The organism is Pantoea sp. UBA7232, from assembly GCF_002473195.1.
In the GTDB taxonomy this organism is placed as follows: domain Bacteria; phylum Pseudomonadota; class Gammaproteobacteria; order Enterobacterales; family Enterobacteriaceae; genus Pantoea; species Pantoea eucrina.
In genome coordinates this window covers 56,864-78,369 of sequence record NZ_DKTK01000017.1, presented here as the reverse complement: position 1 = coordinate 78,369, position 21,506 = coordinate 56,864, and the positions used below count along the sequence as shown (strand labels likewise).

Here is a 21,506-nt window from a genome sequence, read left to right as displayed (position 1 = left end):
GTTCCTCAGTTATTGTTGTGAAGGTCGCGCATAATCCCGCGCGCCAAACAGGGCGGTGCCAATTCTTACCATAGTGCTGCCGGCCGCGATTGCCGCTTCCATATCGTCGCTCATGCCCAGTGAAAGCGTATCAATGGCGGGATAGTCGCGCTGCAGCGCATGAAACGCACTGGCCATCTGCTGGCAGACGGCCAGCTGGCGTGCATAATCCTGCTCGGGAGCCGGAATCGCCATCAGGCCGCGCAGGCTCAGGCGGGGCAGGGCGGCGATAGCAGCGGCCAGCGCCGGAACAGCCTCCAGCATGATGCCAGATTTACTGTTTTCGTCACTGATATTTACCTGAATTAACACGTTCAGCGGCGGCAGGTGCGCCGGACGCTGGTCGTTAAGCCGCTGCGCAATACGCAGGCGATCAACGGTATGACACCAGGCAAAATGTTCTGCGACCAGACGGCTTTTATTGGATTGCAGCGGACCGATAAAGTGCCACTGCAGATCGCCTTCCGTCATCAGCGCCGCGATCTTTTCCACCCCTTCCTGCACGTAGTTTTCGCCAAACGCGCGCTGCCCGGCGGCAACCGCTTCTGCGACAGCGCTCGCAGGTTTGGTTTTGCTTACTGCAAGCAACGTAATCTCTTCTGGCGCCCGGCCGCAACGCACGGCAGCGGCAGCGATACGCTCGCGTACCTGATGTAAGTTGTGCTCAATGGAAGTCATAGTCAGGAGAAATAAATGGATTTAGATGAAATTGTGGCCCTTAGTGTAAAGCATAACGCCGCCGATCTGCACCTGTGCAGCGGACATTTACCGCACTGGCGGCGGCAGGGCGTGCTGGAGCCGGTGCCGCAGCAGCCGCCGCTGTCATCTGCGTGGCTGGAGACGTTTGCTACGCGGTTTCTCAGCGCTGCGCAGCAGTCGGAGCTTGACGTCACCGGACAGGCGGACTTTGCCCTGACGCTCAGCAGCGGCGTACGGCTGCGTGCCAATCTTTTCACCCAGCGGCACGGATTATCACTGGCGCTGCGGGTGATTGCGCAGACAATCCCGCCGCTGGCGCAGCTGCGCCTGCCGCCTGCCGTGCAGCAGCTCCTGCAGCTGCAGGAGGGACTGGTTCTGATTAGCGGCGCAACCGGCAGCGGCAAGTCGACGACGCTGGCTGCACTGGTACAGGCGCTGAACCAGCAGCAGGCGCGGCATATCATCACTCTGGAGGATCCGATCGAGTTTGTGCACCGGAGTCAGCGCTCGCTGATTCAGCAGCGTGAAGTGGGGACGCACTGCCTCTCTTTTCAGCACGGGCTGAAAGCGGCGCTGCGTGAAGATCCCGACGTTATTCTGCTGGGTGAACTGCGCGACAGTGAGACGATCCGTTTAGCCCTGACCGCCGCTGAGACCGGACATCTGGTGCTCGCTACGCTGCATACCCGCAGCGCGGCGCAGGCGGTTGATCGTCTGGTTGATGTCTTTCCGGCCGAAGAGAAAAACCTGGTGCGCACGCAGCTGGCGGGCAGCCTGAAAGCGGTAGTGGCGCAGCGGCTGGTGGCGGCGAAAGCGGGCGGACGTGTTGCGCTGTATGAGGTGCTGATCGCCACGCCTGCGGTAGCCAGCCTGATCCGTGAAGGCAAAGGACATCAGCTGCCGGGCGTGCTGCAGACCGGTGCGCAGAATGGCATGCAGACCTTTGCGCAAAGTGAACAGGCACGCCGCGCGGAGGGCATTATTGACCAGGCAAGCGGATAGCGGAGCTGAAGCAGCACTGATGCTGCAGCTGTGCGCCCGGTCAGCTCCCGGCATCGGCTACACCTGCTGACCGGAGTGCGCTTTATCGCGTTTACGCCGCTTGCAGCGTCAGTGGGTTTCGAACCAGTCCTGCAAAATAATCACGGCCGACTGTGAGTCTACCTGTCCTTTCTGCAGTGCACGAAAGCCGCCGCGCTTAAAGAGATCGGCGCGCGCCTCAACGGTACTCAGGCGCTCATCCTGCAGCTCAACGCGTACGCCAAAGCGGCCGTGCAGGCGATTGGCAAATTTGCGTGCGCGGGCAGTCAGCGGCTGTTCGGTGCCGTCCATATTCAGCGGCAGGCCGACCACCACGTAGTCAGGCTGCCACTCCTTCAGCAGTTTCTCAATCAGGTTCCAGTCTGGCGTGCCTTCCTGAGCTTTCAGCGCTGTCAGCGGACGTGCGGTGCCGGTGAGCTGCTGACCCACGGCAACACCGATGCTTTTGGTGCCAAAATCAAAGCCGAGCAGCGTTGCATTCTGCATCAGGCGTGTCCCGCATCGCTGGTCATGTTATGAATATCGACACCCATGCTGCGGGCGGCTTCGCGCCAGCGTCCGGCAATCGGCGTCTGGAACAAAATTTGCGTGTCGGCCGGGGTCGTAAGCCAGGCGTTCTCCAGCAGCTCGTTCTCCAGCTGATCTTTTTCCCAGGCGCAGTAGCCGAGTGCGACCAGCACATTCTCCGGCTGCTGAGCAGTGCCGATCGCTTCCAGCACATCGCGCGAGGTAGTAATCACGGTGTTGTCTGAGATGCGAATACTGGAGGCATAAGTATGCTGCGCAGAGTGCAGAATAAAACCGCGATCTTCCGCCAGCGGGCCGCCGGCAAACACCGGTTTATCGAGCTTAATCGCCGGATCGCGCTCTGACGGAGTGATTTTTAGCTTCTTCAGAATACCCTCTACCGTCAGGTTCTCCATCGGTTTATTAATAATCAAACCCATCGCACCCTCTTCATTATGCTCGCAGATATAGACAACAGAGCGTTTGAACAGAGGATCCTGCAGAGAGGGCATCGCTATCAAAAAATGATGCTGTAAATTCATTGTCACTCATTTACCGAAGAGAACCGGCGCCAGTGCGGCAGCGCCGGTATCAAAGGGGTTAGGGAGTTTGCACTCCGGCTGCGTCCTCAGCCCAGACGTTTTTCGATCGCGTCCATCAGCATTCCGGTAACTGAAATCGGGAACGCCGCTTCAATTTCCCGTACGCAGGTTGGGCTGGTGACATTCACTTCAGTAAGTTTATCACCGATGATATCCAGGCCAACAAAAATCAGCCCCTTCGCTTTCAGCGTGGGACCGACACGTCGTGCAATTTCCCAGTCGCTGTCAGAAAGCGGGCGCGCTTCGCCGCGACCACCGGCTGCAAGGTTGCCGCGCGTTTCGCCGCCCTGTGGAATACGCGCCAGGCAGTAAGGTACCGGCTCGCCATCGACGACCAGGACGCGCTTATCGCCCTCTTTAATCGCCGGCAGATAATTTTGCGCCATGCAGAAGAACTGGCCGTGATTGGTCAGGGTTTCTGTGATCACGCCAAAGTTTGCGTCATCCTGCTTAACGCGGAAAATGGATGCGCCACCCATACCGTCAAGCGGCTTCAGAATGACATCACCATGCTCCTGCCAGAAAGCGCGCAGCTGCTCTTTATTACGGGTGACCAGCGTATCCGGCGTCAGATCCGCAAACCATGCAGTATAGAGCTTTTCGTTACAATCGCGCAGGCTCTGCGGTTTGTTTACAATCAGCGTACCCTGCTCTTCAGCCCGCTCCAGCAGATAGGTCGCGTAGATAAACTCGGTGTCAAAAGGTGGATCTTTACGCATCAGCACAACGTTGAGATCGGCCAGCGGGATAGTCTGCTCGCTGCCAAACTCATACCACTGCGAAGCATTCTGCTCCACGCTCAGCAGACGCGTACGGGCGTAGGTCACGCCGCCGCGCAGAGAGAGGTCGCCCATCTCCATGTAATGAATTTCGTAGCCACGACGCTGTGCTTCCAGCAACATGGCGAAGCTGGTGTCTTTTTTAATATTGATAGACGAAATCGGGTCCATCACAATGCCAAGCTTAATCATTATTCTCTCCTCAGAGGGGATATCAGCGACGTCCTTCCATGCGAAAGCGTCGTGCTGTGTAGTAGTCTGCGTCTCTTTTACGGCCCGAATTATCCCTTAACCGAGATCGCCAAACCTCACCTGAAGTGCCGTTATGGCGGTGAGGGCAGTGGTTTCCGTGCGCAGCACGCGCGGCCCCAGTAATATATCCGTAAAGCCCTGCTGCGCCGTCATGGCGATCTCCTCAGCAGATAATCCCCCTTCAGGGCCAATCAGCAGCCGCACCCGCTCAACCGGTTGCGGCAGGGTGTTGATGCTGTGGCTGGCGCGTGGATGAAGATTCAGCCTGATGCCCTCATCAGCTTCGGCACACCAGGCTTCCAGCGTCATCGCGTCACGAATCAGCGGTACGCGGTTGCGGCCACACTGCTCGCAGGCGGCGATAGCAATCTTCTGCCACTGCTGGATCTTCTTTGCCAGCCTTTCTGCATCCAGCTTCACGCCGCAGCGCTCAGAAAACAAGGGCGTAATCACGTTTACGCCCAGCTCTATCGATTTCTGGATGGTGAATTCCATTTTTTCACCACGCGACATCACCTGACCCAGATGTAAATGCAAGGGGGATTCCCGGTCATCAGGCTGACCGCTAAGAACCCTTACTTTTACACGCTTTTTATCCGCCTGGGTGATTTCGGCGTTAAAAGTCAGATTAGTGCCATCAAACAGTTCAAGCATCTGCCCGGCGCCCATGCGCAGCACGCGGCCAACGTGGTTAGCCGCGTCATCTTCAAGAAAGATTTCACTGTCAACAGAGAGCGGTTCGGGGTGATAAATGCGGGGTATACGCATGCGGTTCCTGCCAGCGTTATTGCCGCATCCCGTGATGCGGCGCAAAAATAATAAGCTAGTTTAGGGTAGCGCTTTTAGCGCTGGCAAGCGCGCTGTACATACGGGTTGTGATTTCCCTGCACCTGAGCAATACGGCTGTCGCGCTCGCACTCCCAGACGCTGACCGGATAGAGCTTATCCCAGGCGCTGAACAGCTGAGTCTGCTGGCGGGAGAGGCGCAGCTGATAGCGATCGCGCATGTAAAAGTAGGTGCGTGCAATGGCGCCGCGCGCGCGGGCCGGCGGTTCAGCCAGCTTCTGTTTGAAGTCGACTTTCATCGCGCACTGTCCGTAAGGCTGCTCGCCGCCGTTCCACTGGCTGTACTGGAAATTATTGCGATCGCCGTTAACCTCGCCGATGGCGGGCTGAAGATTATGCAGATCGCTCTCTATACGGCGATAGACCGGATCTTTGGCGCAGTTTTTTCGCCCTCCCTCCTGCCAGCACTGGCGCTGATGGCCAAATTCCCACGCCGGAACCACATGTTCCCATTCAATACGCCCGGCGCGGTTGGCATTTTTTCGTACGCTATAGCCGCAGCTTTTAAGATCGGGCACGCCTTTTTTTCCCTGCCAGCTGATTGTGCAGCCGCAGTAGAAATCGGGCGCATCCGCGTTGATTTGCGATGCGACCACTTTTGCCTGGCGAAAATTATTCTGATGAAACGAAGAGAAGCTGAGGCTGTACGCGCTAAGCGGTGCCAGCAGCAGAGGAAGAAGTAACAGCGTTTTGCGAGACATATTCCAGAAATTTACCCGATACCCAAAAAAGGGCGGCAGGGTAGCAGAATGACCGGAGCGGGGAAATGGGATTAGCGCGCTATATGCTGCTGAATTCGCCGGGCTGCAGCAGTGAACCACAGCGAACGCAGCGATATTCACTCTCTCCGCGCAGCACGCGATTATGCCGGCGCACGGTCAGCTGATGCTGCTGACAGCTGCAGCGATAGGTGAAGGTGTTGGTGCGCACCGAGTTCAGGGCAAACTGATGCGTACGGCGTGCCGGCACGCCCAGCACCGTCTCCATCATCCACTTCCACTCTTTGCCGTGCGGCGCGACGCGCCCGAAGCGCTTCCACACCAGCAGGTGCGCCAGCTCATGCGGCACCACTTCGTCGGTGAACGCCTGCAGATTCTCCTGCAGCAGCACCGGATTCAGCCGGATCTCCCACTTCTCCAGCCAGGCGGTACCTGCGGCAGTGCCGCGCTGCTGGTAGAGCAGCGCGGGTTCATCAAAGGTGCATTCAAGGCGCTGTGCGGCGAGCTGCAAAAAGTGCCGCAGCGATCGCATGACCGCCTGCTGACAGGCGACAGGTACGCGGGAAGTTTTCATGGCGCGCAGCATACCATACGCTGCGCTGGCGCGGCAGCGGGCAGTCGCGCCCATAAAAAAGGGCCGCCCGCAGGCAGCCCTTGTCACTCAGTAAAACATTACTGCTGACCGATGTCGCGCAGTTTTTTACCTGCCATCAGGTTACGCTCAATGTGCTCCAGCGAGACGTTTTTGGTCTCCGGGATCAGCACCAGCGTCAGCACAATGAAGAACAGGTTCAGGCCGGCATAGACCCAAAAGGTCGGCGCGTTGCCCAGCGTGTTCAGCATGGTCAGGAAGGTAGCGCCCACGATCATGTTGGCGATCCAGTTCGTGGTGGTCGAGACGGTAATCCCGAAATCGCGCCCTTTCAGCGGCTGAATTTCAGAGCAAAGCACCCAGATCAGCGGGCCGGCTGACATGGCAAAGCCGATGATAAACATCAGCAGCATCGCCACGGCGAAGTACTGTGCGCCCTGAGAGTGGATGCCCAGGTGCAGCATAGTGCCGAGAACGCCCATACCGGCCGCCATAACCATAAAGCCCAGCACCAGCGTCGGTTTACGGCCCCAGCGATCGACCAGACCGATAGCGATAAAGGTCGCCAGAACGTTGACCAGACCAACAATCACCGTACCCCACATCTGCTGCGTGGTGTTGGCGAAGCCGGCAATTTCAAAAATTTTCGGCGCGTAATACATAATGACGTTCATGCCGGTGAACTGCTGCATCACCTGCAGCAGCACGCCGAGGAACACCGCACGACGGAAGTTGCTGTTGCCCTGGAACAGCTGCCAGCCAGACTGTTTTACTTTCAGGCTCTCACGGATCTCATCCAGCTCACGTTTTGCCTGTTCGCTGGTGTCGCGCAGGCGATCCAGCACGCGCTGCGCATCGCGGAAGTTACCTTTCGCAGCCAGCCAGCGCGGGCTGTTTGGCAGGAAGAAGACGCCAACCAGCAGCAGAATCGCAGGGATAGTGATCACGCCCAGCATCCAGCGCCACTCTCCGGATGCGCTGAACGCGGTATCAGAGAGATAGGCACCCAGAATACCGATGGTGATCATCAGCTGATAGAGCGAAATCATACTGCCGCGGATTTTCTCTGGTGCAATTTCAGAGAGATAGAGCGGGGCAGTATAAGAAGCCACGCCAACTGCCAGGCCCAGTACTACGCGGGCAGCAATCAGCATCTCCGGGTTTGGCGCCATAGCTGACCACAGCGAACCGATAACAAACAGCACAGAGCCGGCCATCAGGCTCTTTTTACGACCCAGGTGTGATGACATCCAGCCGCTGCCGATTGCACCGACCGCCGCGCCAAACATCATCGAGCTGACAATCCACTCCTGCTGGTGAGCAGTAACGTTGAAATCTTTAGCGATAAAGGGCAGGGCACCTGCGATGACACCGATATCCAGCCCGAACAGCAGGCCGGCTAACGCCGCCAGAAAGCAGACAAACAGGGTCATCGCCTTGTTTGAGGTTCTGCTTTTGTGAGTATTACCAGGCATAAAGCCTCCGAAAGTTATTTGTCTTGTTTTTTATTAATGCTAAGAGACCTGTACACGATAAAAAGTGAGCGCGATCACACGAATGTAACCGCTTACACGCGCCGAAACCCTGTAATCCAGCATTTTTTGCCCGGAACAGTCTCTTCGCCAGTAAGGTATAGCACCCTTCAAGTTTCTGACATCGCTTTAAATATTGCCTATCAGACGACGCTGAAAATAACGCATTTTCAGAGTGATGACTACGCTGAAAAATCTCTAAATTACAGATTAAAAAAGAGTTTTAGAATGTAATCGTTAACACTTTGTTATCACAGCGGTGATAAGAGTGTAGCCAGTGAAAAATTTTATGCCCGGGAAAGCCTGAAGCCAGCTATGCCGCAGGATTTCACCCGGCAGGAAGCACGCAGGGCGATTAACGGCACGGCACCCAGGGGGCGCATTAATGCGCCCCCTGGTTCAGATGATGTACGCAGCCAGGGCGGCATAAATGCCGCCCCTGTGGTTACACATGACCCACCCCTGGCCCGGATGAGTTACGAAATCAGAGCGGTGGGGTACATTCAGGCATAAAAAAGCCCGCACAGAGCGGGCTATTAAACAGAATACTCTGCGCTTACAGGCCAGCGGCTTCGCGCAGCAGGGCGGCTTTATCCGTCTGCTCCCACGGGAAGTGTTCGCGGCCAAAGTGACCGTAGGCGGCGGTCTCTTTATAGATAGGTTTCAGCAGATCCATCATCTGAATCAGACCGTAAGGGCGCAGGTCAAAGAATTCACGAACCAGCAGCGTCAGCTGTTCGGTCGGTACTTTCTCAGTGCCAAAGGTTTCTACCATGATCGACGTTGGCTCTGCCACGCCGATAGCGTAGGAAACCTGAATCTCGCAGCGATCGGCCAGGCCGGCAGCAACAATGTTTTTTGCCACATAGCGCGCGGCGTAGGCTGCAGAGCGGTCAACTTTTGATGGATCTTTACCGGAGAAAGCACCGCCACCGTGACGAGCCATGCCGCCGTAGGTATCAACGATGATTTTACGGCCGGTCAGGCCACAGTCACCCATCGGGCCGCCAATAACAAAGCGACCGGTCGGATTGATATGGTATTTAGTGCTGGCGTTGATCCACTCAGCAGGCAGCACCGGCTTGATGATCTCTTCCATCACCGCTTCACGCAGATCGGCCTGAGAAACCTCTTCTGAATGCTGGGTTGAGAGCACGACAGCGTCGATGCCAACAATCTTGCCACCATCATACTGGAAGGTGATCTGGCTTTTGGCGTCCGGGCGCAGCCAGGACAGCGTGCCATTTTTACGCACTTCAGCCTGACGCTGCACCAGACGGTGCGCATAGGTAACCGGCGCAGGCATAAGCACATCTGTTTCGTTAGTTGCGTAACCAAACATCAGACCCTGATCGCCCGCACCCTGCTCCAGCGGATCGGTACGATCTACGCCCTGATTAATATCAGGTGACTGCTTGCCAATGGCGCTCAGTACGGCGCAGGAGTTGGCATCAAAGCCCATATCAGAATGAACATAGCCGATCTCACGTACGGTATTGCGGGTGATCTCTTCAATATCGACCCAGGCGCTGGTGGTGATTTCACCGCCTACCAGTACCATACCGGTTTTGACGTAAGTTTCGCAGGCCACGCGCGCTTTCGGATCCTGTTCGAGGATGGCATCCAGCACGGCATCGGAAATTTGGTCAGCGATCTTATCAGGATGTCCTTCTGATACGGACTCAGATGTAAAAAGGTGTTTAGCCATTCTGTTCTTTACCTTAGAAATGGGTTGAATTCGACTGCATAGCGCCAGTGAAAAACCTGCTTAGCGCCCCTTCAGGCAAAGCCACGAGCAGCAGGGAGTGTCAGCACGCCAGGCTCACACCGCCTGGAACTTATTCAGTTTAGATGGAAAACCATCTGGACGGCTATTTTAGGTTACCCGATGTGCATTTTACCAGAGCTTTTTCTGATTCGGTTTGTTTCAAAAAGCGGCTTACTGGAAGCTTTTGCTGACAGCGCGCGCAGGGCGGGGACAAAGATTTTGCAATTTTACCCGGCTGGCGGTATAAAACGCCGCTATTGATGCCAGGACGCCGTCAGGCGTTGCACGATCAGATACCGTGTCTGATTTTTTTCCGCTCCGTTTCCGCATGCTGCCCGCAGGCGCTGGAGGTGAGTAAAGTAATGAACCGTTCCCATCTGCTCTCTGGTTCACAGCGCATATTTTGCGCGCTGGCCTCTCTTTCTGCTGTTCACTCTTCCTGTTCTTTCTGTCGATGTTTGCCGCCGCGCAATCATGACGACATGCATAGCCATTAAACTGCGGCTGAAATCAGACACCAGCACACGCGCGTGATTTATACCCGCAGCCGTGCCAAATCCGATTGGATTTCCACTGACTGCAGCACGATGTTTTACACTTACTGGCAGTAACACCCGGGGTAACCTGATGAGGCGGGACACGCAGCATGAATAAGTTTTTAGCCGCAAACGCACCAGCAGTACCTGATAACTCTCTACTATTTCAACAGAAAACTGAGGTTCGCGATGTCTGACGACATGAAGAATATCAAGGGTTCGTCAGCTGGCGAACAGGGTGTCCTCCGCTCAATGCAGGAGGTGGCGATAAGCGATCAGGAAGCGAGCCGTATGCTGCGCACCTATAACATCGCCTGGTGGGGCAACAACTATTACGACGTAAACGAGCTGGGCCATATCAGCGTATGTCCGGATCCCGATCGGCCTGAGGTGCGGGTTGACCTGGCGAAGCTGGTCAAAGAGCGCGAGGCTGACGGTCAGCGTCTGCCGGCGCTGTTCTGTTTTCCGCAGATCCTGCAGCATCGCCTGCGCTCCATCAACGCGGCGTTCAAGCGCGCACGCGAATCCTATGGTTATAAAGGCGACTACTTCCTGGTTTATCCGATCAAGGTTAATCAGCACAAGCGCGTCATTGAATCGCTGGTTAACTCGGGTGAACCGCTGGGCCTTGAAGCGGGCTCAAAAGCAGAGCTGATGGCGGTACTGGCGCACGCGGGCAAAACGCGCACCGTTATCGTCTGTAATGGCTATAAAGATCGTGAATATATCCGGCTGGCGCTGATCGGTGAAAAGCTCGGCCATAAAGTCTACCTGGTGCTGGAAAAAATGACCGAGGTCCGTCTGGTACTGGAAGAGGCGGAGCGTCTGAATGTGGTACCGCGTCTCGGCATCCGCGCGCGCCTGGCCTCGCAGGGCTCGGGTAAGTGGCAGTCGAGCGGTGGTGAGAAATCGAAGTTTGGCCTGGCGGCATCTCAGGTGCTGCAGCTGGTGGATATCATGCGCAAAGCTGGCCGGCTTGACAGCCTGCAGCTGCTGCACTTCCATCTCGGCTCGCAGATGGCGAATATCCGCGATATCGCGACTGGCGTACGCGAATCTGCCCGCTTCTATGTTGAGCTGGCAAAGCTTGGCGTAAATATTAAATGCTTTGACGTCGGCGGCGGCCTGGGGGTGGACTATGAAGGCACCCGCTCCCAGTCTGACTGCTCGGTAAACTATGGCCTGAATGAGTATGCCAATAACGTTATCTGGGCGATTGGCGACGCCTGCGAAGAGCATGGTCTTGAACATCCGACGGTGATCACTGAGTCAGGCCGCGCCGTAACGGCACACCATACCGTGCTGGTCTCTAATATCATTGGCGTAGAGCGTAATGAATTCAGCACGCCGGTCGCACCTGATACGGATGCACCGCGCCCGATTCAGAGCCTGTGGGATACCTGGCAGGAGATGCATGAGCCCAATGTGCGCCGTTCGCTGCGTGAATGGCTGCATGACAGCCAGATGGATCTGTTTGATATCCACACCGGCTACTCATCCGGCACCTACGATCTGGGACAGCGCGCGTGGGCGGAACAGCTCTATCTGAGCATTTGTCACTATATCCAGCAGCATCTGGATCCGAGCAATCGTGCACACCGCCCGATTATCGATGAGCTGCAGGAGCGTATGGCAGATAAAATCTACGTTAACTTCTCTCTGTTTCAGTCGATGCCGGATGCCTGGGGTATCGATCAGCTCTTCCCGGTTATGCCGCTGGAAGGTCTGAACAAGATGCCGCAGCGTCGCGCTGTGCTGCTGGATATTACCTGTGACTCCGACGGGACAATCGACCATTACGTTGACGGTGACGGGATCGCAACCACTATGCCGATGCCTGAATATGATGTGGATAATCCGCCAATGCTGGGCTTCTTTATGGTGGGTGCTTATCAGGAGATCCTCGGCAACATGCATAATCTATTTGGTGACACCGAAGCAGTAGATGTGTTTGCTTTCCAGGATGGCAGCGTGGAAGTGCAGTTATCAGATGAAGGGGATACCGTCGCTGACATGCTGGAATATGTACAGCTGAATCCGGACGATCTGATGACGCTATTCCGCGATCAGGTGAAACAACAGCAGGATATAGATGAAGAGCTGCGATCGCAGTTCCTTGCCGAGTTTGAAAGCGGCCTTTATGGTTATACCTATCTTGAAGATGAATAATCAGTAATAACGTATCGGGCCCTGCGGGGCCCTTTTTTTTTGCTGTAAAATTTTTTCTGGTTTGTGACGTAATTCACTATTTCATACGAGCGCCACTTCCTCGTTTTCTTCTGCCGCTGCTGTCCGATCAATTTGGCTTAAAAATCAATATCCTCTACCGGTACTGCTCGCTCTGGCTCTGCATTTTCTTATGTATTGATAAATTTTTTTATGTTTCGCTTATCCTTAAATCATAATTTATTTATGTTTTTAATAAATAAGAGATGTTTTTAGCTGTGATGCATCTGGCGCATTTACTGGCTCCAGGTTTCCTGAAAAATAGCCGGTTATCGCTAAAGTGAAACGCTAATAACGCTGCGCCTTAACATTAATTTAACTTAAAATCAGTAATATAACGCTAAGTGAGGCGCGGATGCTCGCGCGGTGCAAGAAAACAGGCTTATTTACAGGTGCCAGTTATAGAATATTACCGGAACGGTTGTCAGAAAATGATTGGTTTTAGCTATCATTTCAGGGCCATTTTTAGCTGAAAACTATTTTTCAAAATGTAAATTGCAGGCTAATCTCCAGTTGTTATAGTAATTTTTGTCGATGTTTCGATTTAAGATAACATGAATAAATCTGATCTTTAGAGTCTTATCAGCAGCGTCTTCAGGAAGGGTGCCATGACCGAGCGTTTTAATCCGGTTTTCTTGCTGGAACCCGTTCATAGTCTGACCGGAGAGGTGACTTCATGGGAGCTGCTGACACGTTTTAAAGAAAAAAAAGCGACAACTACACAACGCAATCCCGACAGAGAAGAGCATTTTTTCTCTCTGCTTTCTGCCGATGAGAAATGGCAGCTATTCCTTCACCAGGTCGAAAATATTATTCAGCTTAGTCAGCAGGGGCTTAACCAGGTTATCAGCGTAAACGTAGACAGAGATATTGTTGCCGGCATATTTGCAGACGAAGTCATTCAGGAAAAACTGGCGTCTGTTGCATTATTGCGGCTGGAAATCTCTGCATTTTTCACCTCGCGTTTTAATAGTGAGGATCTGCTGACCCTTAAAGGCGTAGCGAAAATTACGCCGGCTCCTCTCTGGCTCGACAATTTTGGTCCGGGTTATTCAAGCCTGACCATGCTTGACAGCGGAATATTTGAGATCGTCAAGATTGATAAAGCGTTTTTCTGGCAATTCAGCGAAGACCGCACCTTTGACATTCTGCTTAATCACCTTAATCAATTATGCCGCGGCGTCATTGTTGAGGGGGTTGAAAATCAGCACTATGTGGATCTGCTTGCGCATAAGCCCGTTTATGGCATGCAGGGTTACCACTGGCAGAGTGTTTATCTTGATGATTTATTTGCGTAATTCAGCACACAGCTTTGCGATTATGGTCTGCGCAGAAAGTCATTTCAGCTGAAAAGGTAGGCGTGCCTGCTGCGCTTATATTCACTTCTGAATCACGCTTCTGTATTCCGCATAACGCCTGTTGTCCTTTCTGAATCCGCAATTAAACCTGTTCAGCGCTGTTCTTACTCTTTTACCGGAATAAGAATGGCCGATGAAGGATGTAAGTAATTCACTGAATTACTTGCGATAGCAAGCGGTATCTGATGATACCGGGCGTGCCAGTAACGCTCATAAACTTATATCTGCGCGGGATCCCGATAACATGAACAATATTTCTATCACGCCCAAAGGTGGGACGATTGCTAACGAAGTGAGCGGTACTCAGGTTACGCTGAACGCACCCAGTGTGGTTAAACTTAACCTGAATCAGGCTGACATTAAGGCTTTCACACGCAATGGTAATGATTTAGTCGTAACCACTAAATCAGGTGAAACACTTGTTATTCATGATTTTTACAGCGCCAATGGCGACAGCGATCTGGTCCTGCAGGACGATCGCGGTGCGCTCTGGTGGGTTGAAGATCCCGGCACAGAGGGCTTTCAGTATGTGTCGATCGACAGCACTGAAGGTCTGCTGGCAGAAAACGTAACGGATAACGGCACGATTGCCGCATTCGGTATTGGCGGCGCGGCTCTGGCCGGTATCGGGGCGCTGTTTGCGACCGGCGGCGGTGGCGGCGGTGGCGGTGGCGATACGGATAATTCCGGCGGCGGCACTAATCCTGGTAACGGAGGCAACAATCCTGGCGGGGGCGATCCCGGCAACGGTGGCGGCAATCCTGGTAACGGCGACACCACCGCACCCGATCCGGCCGGAAATATCGTGGTCAGCGACAATGTCGGCAGCAGCCAGGGGCCGTTACTCAACGGGCAAACCACCGATGACAATACGCCAACGCTAACCGGTACGGCGGAAGCGGGAGCCGTGGTTAAAGTGTATGACGGTTCCGTTCTGCTTGGCAGCGTCACGGCGGGAGCAGACGGGCGCTGGAGCTTTACCACACCGGCACTGAATAACGGCAGCCACACGCTGAGCGTGACGGTCACCGATGCGGCAGGCAATGTCAGTCCCGCCACCAGCGGGTTCGTGATCAATGTCGCCGCCGGCATCGCACCTACCAGCAGCACGCTGGAAATCACCGATGACAGCAGCCCTGCGCTGCGTACGCTGCCGGACGGGTCCAGCACGCGTGACACCACCCCAACCCTGAGCGGGCTGGCGGGCGCCAATGAGCTGGTTACGCTCTATAACGGCACTACCGTACTTGGCAGCACGCTTGCCGACGCAAGCGGGCAGTGGAGTTTTACGCCTGCAGCGCTGCCGGATGGCAGCTACGCCTTCCGCGCGGTAGCCACCGATGCCGCCGGAAATAGCACATCATCCGTCACGCTGACCATTACTATTGATACGGTGCCGCCAGCCGTCGCCAGCGATCTGCTGCTCAGCAGCGACAGCAGCGGCCCGCTCGCGCCAATTGCCACGAATGGCGTGACCCGTGATACCACGCCGGTGTTAAGCGGCAGCGCTGAACCAGGCAGCGTCATCATCGTACGTGACGGCACGACGGTACTGGGCAGCGCTATCGCAGACAGCGACGGGCGCTGGAGTTTTACCACCCCGGTGCTGAGTGAAGGCAGCCATACTCTTACTACTACCGTGACGGATGCGGCAGGCAATACCGGCCCCGCTTCCGCTCCGCTGCAGCTGACGGTTGATACCACGGCTCCGGAGGCGATAACCGATCTGCGGGTCTTTGACGACGCGGGCGACAGCCAGGTTGAGCTGGCGCAAAACGCCACTACTGATGACAATACGCCCGTGCTGAGCGGCAGCGGGGAGCCGGGCGCCTCGGTCAGCATCTACGATGGTGACGTACTGCTTGGTGTGGCCCTGGTTGATGTTAACAGCAGCTGGCAGTTTACCACCCCTGCGCTCAGCAACGGCGCGCACAGCTTCACCGTTATCAGCACTGACGCGGCCGGTAACATTGGTCCGGCCAGCACACCTTTCACGCTTAACGTCCAGGCGGATCTGCCGCCAGCGACCACGCCGCTGGAAGCGGTAAGCACCGGTGATAATACGCTGCAGCCGCTGACCGACGGCGCGACCACGCGCAGCGAGGAGTTAACGCTAAGCGGCGTCAGCACGCCGGGCAACCTGATTACACTCTTTGACGGAAACACTGAAATCGGCAGCGTTGTCGCCGATAGCAACGGCCAGTGGTCGTTTGCCCTGCGCGGCCTGTTCCAGGGGCTGCACAGTTTCTACCTGCGTACTACCGATGGCGCAGGCAACGTCACGCAAAGCGCGCCGCTGAATATCACCGTCGACAGCGTGGCACCGGCAGCGGCTGATGCGCTGACGCTAACCGGCAGTGACGGCAGCACCGTAGTCAATATCGCGCCGGAGAGCACCGTTAACGATGCCCGGCCGGTGCTGAGCGGCACGGCGGAGCCGGGTGCGCTAGTGACGATTCGTGATGGCAACACCGTGCTGGGCAGCGTGACCACCAACAGCGACGGCAGCTGGCGCTTTACCACGCCGCAGCTGGGTGAGGGCAGCCACAGCCTGACCACCACCGTAACCGATCTGGCTGGCAACAGCAGCCCCGCCTCTGCGCCACTCACGTTTACCGTGGATACAGTCGCACCAGCGGCGGTCAGCAATCTGCAGGTCACTGATAACGCAGGCGCTAGTACCGGCCCGCTGACTTCAGGGCAGCTCACCGATGACAACACGCCGACGCTGAGCGGCACGGCCGAAGCGGGCAGCGTGGTGCGCATTTATGACGGCGACGTGCTGCTGGGCAGCGCCGTTGTGGATAGCAACGGCAGCTGGAGCCTGACGCTGCCGGCGCTGAGTAACGGTCAGCATAACATTACCACCACCGTGACCGACGCTGCAGGGAACGTCAGCCCGGCGTCACCGGCGTTTACGCTGGCGATTGATGCCGGCAGCGTGCCGGCAACCAGCTCACTGGAGGTAACAGATGACAGCGGCAGCACGCTGGTTACGCTGGCAGATAACGACAGCACCGGCGATAACACCCCGGTGCTGAGCGGCGTCGCCACCGCTGGCGACGTGGTCAGACTCTATAGCGGTACTACGCTACTGGGCAGCGTCGTCGCAGACGGTGACGGCCAGTGGCGCTTTACGCCTGCCGCGTTAGCCGACGGCCCCTATGCGTTCCGGGCGGTTGCCACCAGCGCAGCGGGGACGGAGACCTCCTCATCGGTTATCAATATCACCATCGATACCAGCGTGCCCGCCGCGCCGTCCGGCGTTCAGCTCAGCAATGAAAATGGCGATCCGGTTACGCCAGGCAGCAGCACCAATCTCACTACGCCGACGCTGAGCGGCACCGCGGAGCCTGGCTCCACGGTGACCGTCCGCGACGGTGATACGGTGCTTGGCACCGCCACCACGGATGCTCAGGGCAACTGGAGCTATACCACGCCGCCGCTCAGCGATGGCGAACACGCGCTGACCAGCACGGTCACCGATGCGGCCGGCAATACCGGCCCCGCTTCTGCACCGGTGGCGGTAACGGTAGACACGCAGCCACCGGCCGCCGCCAGCGGTCTGCAGCTGAACAACCAGGAGGGTAACGCGCTGCCGGCGGGCGGTGCCACGAATGAAACCACGCCGACCCTCAGCGGCAGCGCCGAGCCGGGCAGCGTCATCACCGTTTCTGATAATGGCGATGTTCTGGGCAGTACCGTGGCGGGCGGCGACGGCAGCTGGAGCTTTACGCCGCCGCAGCCGCTGGATGAAGGCGCGCACGCGCTTACCACCACCGTAACCGATACGGCGGGCAACACCGGGCCGGTCAGTGCCCCGGTCAGCGTGGTGATCGACACTACTGCACCCGCGATCGCCAGCGATTTGCTGCTGAGCAACGGGCAAAACGGTAACGAAATCACCGGCATCACTAACAGCACTAAGCCGGTACTCAGCGGAAGCGCTGAGCCAGGCAGTACCGTCACCGTTTCTGATAACGGTAACGTGCTGGGCAGCACCACCGCCGGTAGCGACGGCAGCTGGAGCTTTACCTCACCGGTACTGCAGCCGGGTGAACATAGCCTGACCACGGTTGTCACCGATCCGGCTGGCAACAGCGGGGCAGCGTCCACGGCAGTGGTGTTTACCATCGATACGACTGCGCCAGCGGCACCCGCTGCTCTGCAGGCGGCTAACGATGAAGGTACTGCGCCGGTTCCGGTTAACAACGGTCTGACGAATGACGCCACGCCGCTGCTGAGCGGCAGCGGCGTGGCCGCAGGCAGCGTGGTGACAATTTCAGATGGGGATGAGGTACTGGGCTCCGTTACCGTGGGAGAGGGGGGAAGCTGGAGTTTTGCCCCAGACGAACCGCTGGCAGACGGTGAGCACAGCCTGACGGCCGTCACCACCTCACCGGCAGGAAACAGCAGTGCGCCTTCTGCACCGCTGGTGCTGACCATTGATACTACACCGCCCGTTGCGGCAGGCGGCCTGCAGCTGAGTAACGATCAAAACGGTAACGCCATCAACGCCGGCGGCGTAACTAACGACACCTCGCCGGCGCTGAGCGGCAGCGCTGAGCCAGGCAGCACGGTCAGCGTCTATGATAACGGCACGCTGCTGGGCAGCGTCAGCGCTGACGGCACCGGAGCGTGGCGCTTTACGCCGGAAACGCCGCTGGCAGCCGGACCGCACAGCCTGACTACTACGGTCACGGATGCGGCGGGTAACCGCGGCGATGAGTCTGAACCGCTTAACTTTACGGTTGAAACCACGCCGCCGCCTGTGGCGGACGATCTGGTGCTGAGTAATGACAGCAGCGGCACGCTGGTGACGGTCACCAACGGGACTACCAGTGATACTACCCCGGTGCTGAGCGGCACGGCGGCTGCGGGCAGCACGGTAACGGTACTTGACGGCACCACGGTGCTGGGCAGCGTGGTCGTGGATGACGGCGGTACATGGCGCTTTACGCCAGAGTCGCCGCTGAGCGAGGGTCCGCACAGCCTGACGGCTACGGTAACCAGCCCGGCGGGTAACGTCAGCGAGCCTTCTGCTGCGCTGGTGTTTACCGTTGATACTATTCCGCCAGCGGCGGCAGGCGAGCTGCAGCTCAGTAACAACGACGGCGAAACGCCATTGCCGGTTGATAACGGCGTGACCAACACGACGTCGCCGGTGCTGAGCGGCAGCGCCGAACCGGGTGCGCTGATCACCGTTTCCAATGGCGACACGGTGCTGGGCAGCGTAACCGCCGGTACAGACGGCAGCTGGAGCTTCACGCCAGAGGCACCGCTGCCTGAGGGCGATTACAGCCTGACCACTACCGTTACCGATCTGGCGGGCAACGTCAGCGCGCCATCGGCACCGCTGAATTTCACCATTGATACAACGGCACCCGAAGCTGCAGAGGCTTTGCAGGTCAGCAATGAGGCGGGCGGCGTGGCGCGCCCTGTCGATGAGGCCGGTGCGACTAATACCACCTTGCCGGTGGTAAGCGGCACGGCGGAAGCGGGCAGCATCGTGACCGTGTATAACAACGGCGAAGTACTGGGCAGCGTTACTGCAGGCAGTGACGGCGGCTGGCGCTTTACGCCGGATGCGCCGCTGGCTGAGGGCGATTACAGCCTGACCACGCGAGTGACTGACGCCGCCGGTAACACCGGCGCGGCCTCCTCTGCATATAACTTCACCATTGATACCACAGCCCCTGGCGCCGTAGTCGACCTGACCGCGAGGGATGACAATAACGCACCGATCACCGGCGTCACCAACGACGCCACACCGGTGCTGAGCGGCAGCGCTGAGGCAGGTAGCCTGGTAACGCTCTATGACGGAACAGCCGCTATCGGCTCTGTCCGGGCAGACGCAGACGGGGCCTGGCGCTTTAGCGACACGGTCCTGACCGATGGCGCACATACCTTACGGGCCACCGCGACCGACGCCGCAGGCAACGTCAGCGTTACAGGCAACTCTGTGACCCTGACAGTGGATACCAGCGTGCCGGCTGCACCTGCTTTCTCCGTCACTTCCGGCGAAGGCGTGCCGGTTGCCAGTAACGGCTACACCAGCGACAGTACGCCGCAGCTCAGCGGTACGGCCGCCGCCGGCAGTCTCATCACTATTTATAATGACGGCACGGCTATCGGCAGCGTGGTAGCCGGCGGGGATGGCGGCTGGCAGTATACGCCCGCAGCCCTGGATGATGGCAGCTATGCGCTGAGCATTACGGAGACAACGCCAGCGGGCAACGTCAGTCCGGCCTCGGCCGTAACCACGATTAACGTGGATACGCAGGCACCGGAAGCGGCGCAGAACGTGCTGGTTAACAATAATGAAGGCAGCACGCTGGTGCCGATCAACAGCGGTGACGTGACTAACGATGCGACGCCGCAGCTGCTTGGTTCAGCCGAGCCGGGCAGCGTGGTACTGATCTATGACGGTACCGCGCAAATTGGTTCGGTTACCGTGGGCAGCAGCGGCAGCTGGCAGTTCACGACCGGCGCACTGACGCAGGGCGAGCATAACCTGAGCACCATTGTCAGCGACGCAGCCGGGAACACCAGTCCCGCTTCGCCCACAATCACCTTTACCGTGGATACGGTCGCACCGGCTGCGGCCACTGAGATCGCGCTGGTGAACAACAATGGCGTTACGCCGCAGGCGATTACATCCGGCTCCACCACCGGTGACAACACGCCTGAGTTCTCCGGCCGGGCAGAGCCTGGCAGCACCATCGTCGTGTCTGATGGCAATCTGATCCTCGGGACCACCACGACCGATGCGCAGGGCAACTGGAGCTTCTCGCCGATCCTCAGCGACGGCCCGCACAGCCTGAGCGTGACGGTAACCGACGCCGCCGGCAACAGCAGCGCGCCGGGCGCGCCGATCGCCTTTACCGTGGACACCAGCCCGCCTTCCGCCGTGACGCAGCTGACGCTGAGCAACGATAACGGCACCGCGCCGGTAGCGATTCCCAACGGGGGCCTCACTAATGATGGCACGCCGCTGTTCAGAGGTCGCGGAGATGCGGGCAGCATTATTACCCTTACCGATCAGAACGGTACGCTGCTGGGCTCCACCACGGTAAATGGGCAGGGAGAGTGGCAGTTTACGCCTGCCACCGCGCTGGCAGACGGCAGCTACATCTTCAGCGCCACGGCATCTGACACGCTTGGCAACGTCAGCGCACCGGTGACCTTCAGCGCGATCGTTGATACCACTCCCCCAGTGGCGGCAGCGAATATTGCGCTGACGAACAACGATGGCGCCACGCCGGTGGCGATCGTCAGCGGCAGCATCACCACAGATAATACGCCGTTCCTCAGCGGCACCGCAGAGCCGGGCAGCGTGGTGACAATTCTGGACGGAACCGCAATCCTGGCCAGCGTGACCACCGGCAGCAACGGACAGTGGGGCTATCAGCTGCCGGCGCTGGATGATGGCAGCTACAGCCTCACCACCACCGTGACCGATGCGGCCGACAACACCGGTCCGGCCTCTGAGCCTGTCGCCTTTACCGTGGACGCCACGCTGCCGGATGCCACATCGCTGGTGGTCAGTAACGACAACGGCACGGTGCCGCAGCCTCTGACAAACGGCGCGCTGACCACGGACAATACGCCACTGCTGAGCGGCACGGCGGAACCTGAAAGCCTGATTACGCTGTATGACGGCGGCGTGGTGATTGGCTCGGTGACGGCGGACGGCGACGGCAGCTGGAGCTTCAGCTCACCGGTACTGACCGACGGCCAGCACACGCTGAGCGCCACGGTCACCGATGAAGTGGGCAACGTCAGCGCACCGTCCGGTGCGCTGACCATCACTATTGATGCCACTGCGCCGCAGCCGGCAGGCGATCTGCTGCTGCGGAATGATACAGGTGAGACGCCGGTAACCATCAATAGCAACAGCGTAACTCCTGATGCGACGCCGCTCATCAGCGGTACCGCAGAGGCAGGAGCGACCATTATTGTGTATGACGGTGCGCAGGAGGTTGGCAGAACCACCGCCGATCCTTAGGG

Annotated in this window: 13 protein-coding genes; 4 read left to right on the top strand and 9 right to left on the bottom strand. The window is 57.7% G+C overall.

All coding sequences use genetic code 11. The annotated features are described in order from the left end of the window. Positions 1–9 precede the first annotated feature (9 nt). Positions 10–717, bottom strand: coding sequence for a YggS family pyridoxal phosphate-dependent enzyme (locus B4056_RS14385; protein ID WP_039380094.1), 708 nt, complete (start codon positions 715–717; stop codon positions 10–12). Between the two features lie 15 nt (positions 718–732). Between B4056_RS14385 and B4056_RS14380 the strand changes: the two genes are divergently transcribed. Continuing rightward, complete coding sequence (locus B4056_RS14380; protein WP_288655096.1) at positions 733–1,740, top strand: type IV pilus twitching motility protein PilT; 1,008 nt, start codon at positions 733–735, stop codon at positions 1,738–1,740. A 108-nt stretch (positions 1,741–1,848) separates the two neighbouring features. Here the strand turns inward: B4056_RS14380 and ruvX are convergent, their stop codons facing one another. The 8 genes from ruvX to metK all read right to left on the bottom strand — a co-directional run bounded on the left by ruvX (position 1,849) and on the right by metK (position 9,316). Further along, positions 1,849–2,265 carry a Holliday junction resolvase RuvX gene (gene ruvX, locus B4056_RS14375; RefSeq protein WP_039380089.1) on the bottom strand — a complete coding sequence of 139 codons (417 nt, stop codon included), beginning with the start codon at positions 2,263–2,265 and terminating at the stop codon, positions 1,849–1,851. Continuing rightward, complete coding sequence (locus B4056_RS14370; RefSeq protein ID WP_039380087.1) at positions 2,265–2,828, bottom strand: YqgE/AlgH family protein; 564 nt, start codon at positions 2,826–2,828, stop codon at positions 2,265–2,267. Before B4056_RS14370 ends, ruvX begins: the two co-directional genes overlap by 1 nt. Before the next feature lie 86 nt (positions 2,829–2,914). Then, on the bottom strand, positions 2,915–3,859 hold the full coding sequence (gene gshB, locus B4056_RS14365) for a glutathione synthase (RefSeq protein WP_039380084.1): 945 nt from the start codon (positions 3,857–3,859) through the stop codon (positions 2,915–2,917). Between the two features lie 96 nt (positions 3,860–3,955). Next, a complete protein-coding gene (rsmE, locus tag B4056_RS14360; RefSeq protein WP_039380081.1) occupies positions 3,956–4,687 on the bottom strand; it encodes a 16S rRNA (uracil(1498)-N(3))-methyltransferase in 732 nt (243 codons plus the stop codon). A gap of 74 nt (positions 4,688–4,761) precedes the next feature. Further along, entirely contained in the window at positions 4,762–5,466 is a 705-nt protein-coding gene (gene endA, locus B4056_RS14355; RefSeq protein WP_039380079.1) for a deoxyribonuclease I, read from the bottom strand. Between the two features lie 79 nt (positions 5,467–5,545). Further along, positions 5,546–6,058, bottom strand: coding sequence for a SprT family zinc-dependent metalloprotease (locus tag B4056_RS14350; protein WP_139803626.1), 513 nt, complete (start codon positions 6,056–6,058; stop codon positions 5,546–5,548). 98 nt (positions 6,059–6,156) lie between these two features. After that, positions 6,157–7,551, bottom strand: a complete 1,395-nt coding sequence (locus tag B4056_RS14345; RefSeq protein WP_065648236.1) for a sugar porter family MFS transporter — start codon at positions 7,549–7,551, stop codon at positions 6,157–6,159. A gap of 613 nt (positions 7,552–8,164) precedes the next feature. Further along, positions 8,165–9,316, bottom strand: coding sequence for a methionine adenosyltransferase (metK, locus tag B4056_RS14340; RefSeq protein ID WP_071668584.1), 1,152 nt, complete (start codon positions 9,314–9,316; stop codon positions 8,165–8,167). Positions 9,317–10,101: 785 nt separating this feature from the next. Here metK and speA point away from each other — a divergent pair. The 3 genes from speA (at position 10,102) to B4056_RS14325 (ending at position 21,504) form a co-directional block, all read left to right on the top strand. Then, entirely contained in the window at positions 10,102–12,081 is a 1,980-nt protein-coding gene (speA, locus tag B4056_RS14335) for a biosynthetic arginine decarboxylase (RefSeq protein ID WP_039380074.1), read from the top strand. 665 nt (positions 12,082–12,746) lie between these two features. Further along, positions 12,747–13,436, top strand: coding sequence for an EAL domain-containing protein (locus B4056_RS14330; protein WP_094111530.1), 690 nt, complete (start codon positions 12,747–12,749; stop codon positions 13,434–13,436). A 304-nt stretch (positions 13,437–13,740) separates the two neighbouring features. Further along, the gene (locus tag B4056_RS14325) at positions 13,741–21,504 is read left to right on the top strand and encodes an Ig-like domain-containing protein (RefSeq protein ID WP_288655094.1); all 7,764 of its coding nucleotides are present in this window, start codon (positions 13,741–13,743) and stop codon (positions 21,502–21,504) included. Positions 21,505–21,506: the final 2 nt, after the last annotated feature.

Excerpts from the sequence above, each read along its gene's own strand:
- B4056_RS14345 (WP_065648236.1), bottom strand. The coding sequence starts at position 7,551 with ATGCCTGGTAATACTCACAAAAGCAGAACCTCAAACAAGGCGATGACC.
- metK (WP_071668584.1), bottom strand. The coding sequence starts at position 9,316 with ATGGCTAAACACCTTTTTACATCTGAGTCCGTATCAGAAGGACATCCT.
- B4056_RS14385 (WP_039380094.1), bottom strand. The coding sequence starts at position 717 with ATGACTTCCATTGAGCACAACTTACATCAGGTACGCGAGCGTATCGCT.
- ruvX (WP_039380089.1), bottom strand. The coding sequence starts at position 2,265 with ATGCAGAATGCAACGCTGCTCGGCTTTGATTTTGGCACCAAAAGCATC.
- endA (WP_039380079.1), bottom strand. The coding sequence starts at position 5,466 with ATGTCTCGCAAAACGCTGTTACTTCTTCCTCTGCTGCTGGCACCGCTT.
- B4056_RS14330 (WP_094111530.1), top strand. The coding sequence starts at position 12,747 with ATGACCGAGCGTTTTAATCCGGTTTTCTTGCTGGAACCCGTTCATAGT.
- B4056_RS14325 (WP_288655094.1), top strand. The coding sequence starts at position 13,741 with ATGAACAATATTTCTATCACGCCCAAAGGTGGGACGATTGCTAACGAA.
- gshB (WP_039380084.1), bottom strand. The coding sequence starts at position 3,859 with ATGATTAAGCTTGGCATTGTGATGGACCCGATTTCGTCTATCAATATT.
- speA (WP_039380074.1), top strand. The coding sequence starts at position 10,102 with ATGTCTGACGACATGAAGAATATCAAGGGTTCGTCAGCTGGCGAACAG.
- B4056_RS14380 (WP_288655096.1), top strand. The coding sequence starts at position 733 with ATGGATTTAGATGAAATTGTGGCCCTTAGTGTAAAGCATAACGCCGCC.
- B4056_RS14350 (WP_139803626.1), bottom strand. The coding sequence starts at position 6,058 with ATGAAAACTTCCCGCGTACCTGTCGCCTGTCAGCAGGCGGTCATGCGA.
- rsmE (WP_039380081.1), bottom strand. The coding sequence starts at position 4,687 with ATGCGTATACCCCGCATTTATCACCCCGAACCGCTCTCTGTTGACAGT.
- B4056_RS14370 (WP_039380087.1), bottom strand. The coding sequence starts at position 2,828 with ATGAATTTACAGCATCATTTTTTGATAGCGATGCCCTCTCTGCAGGAT.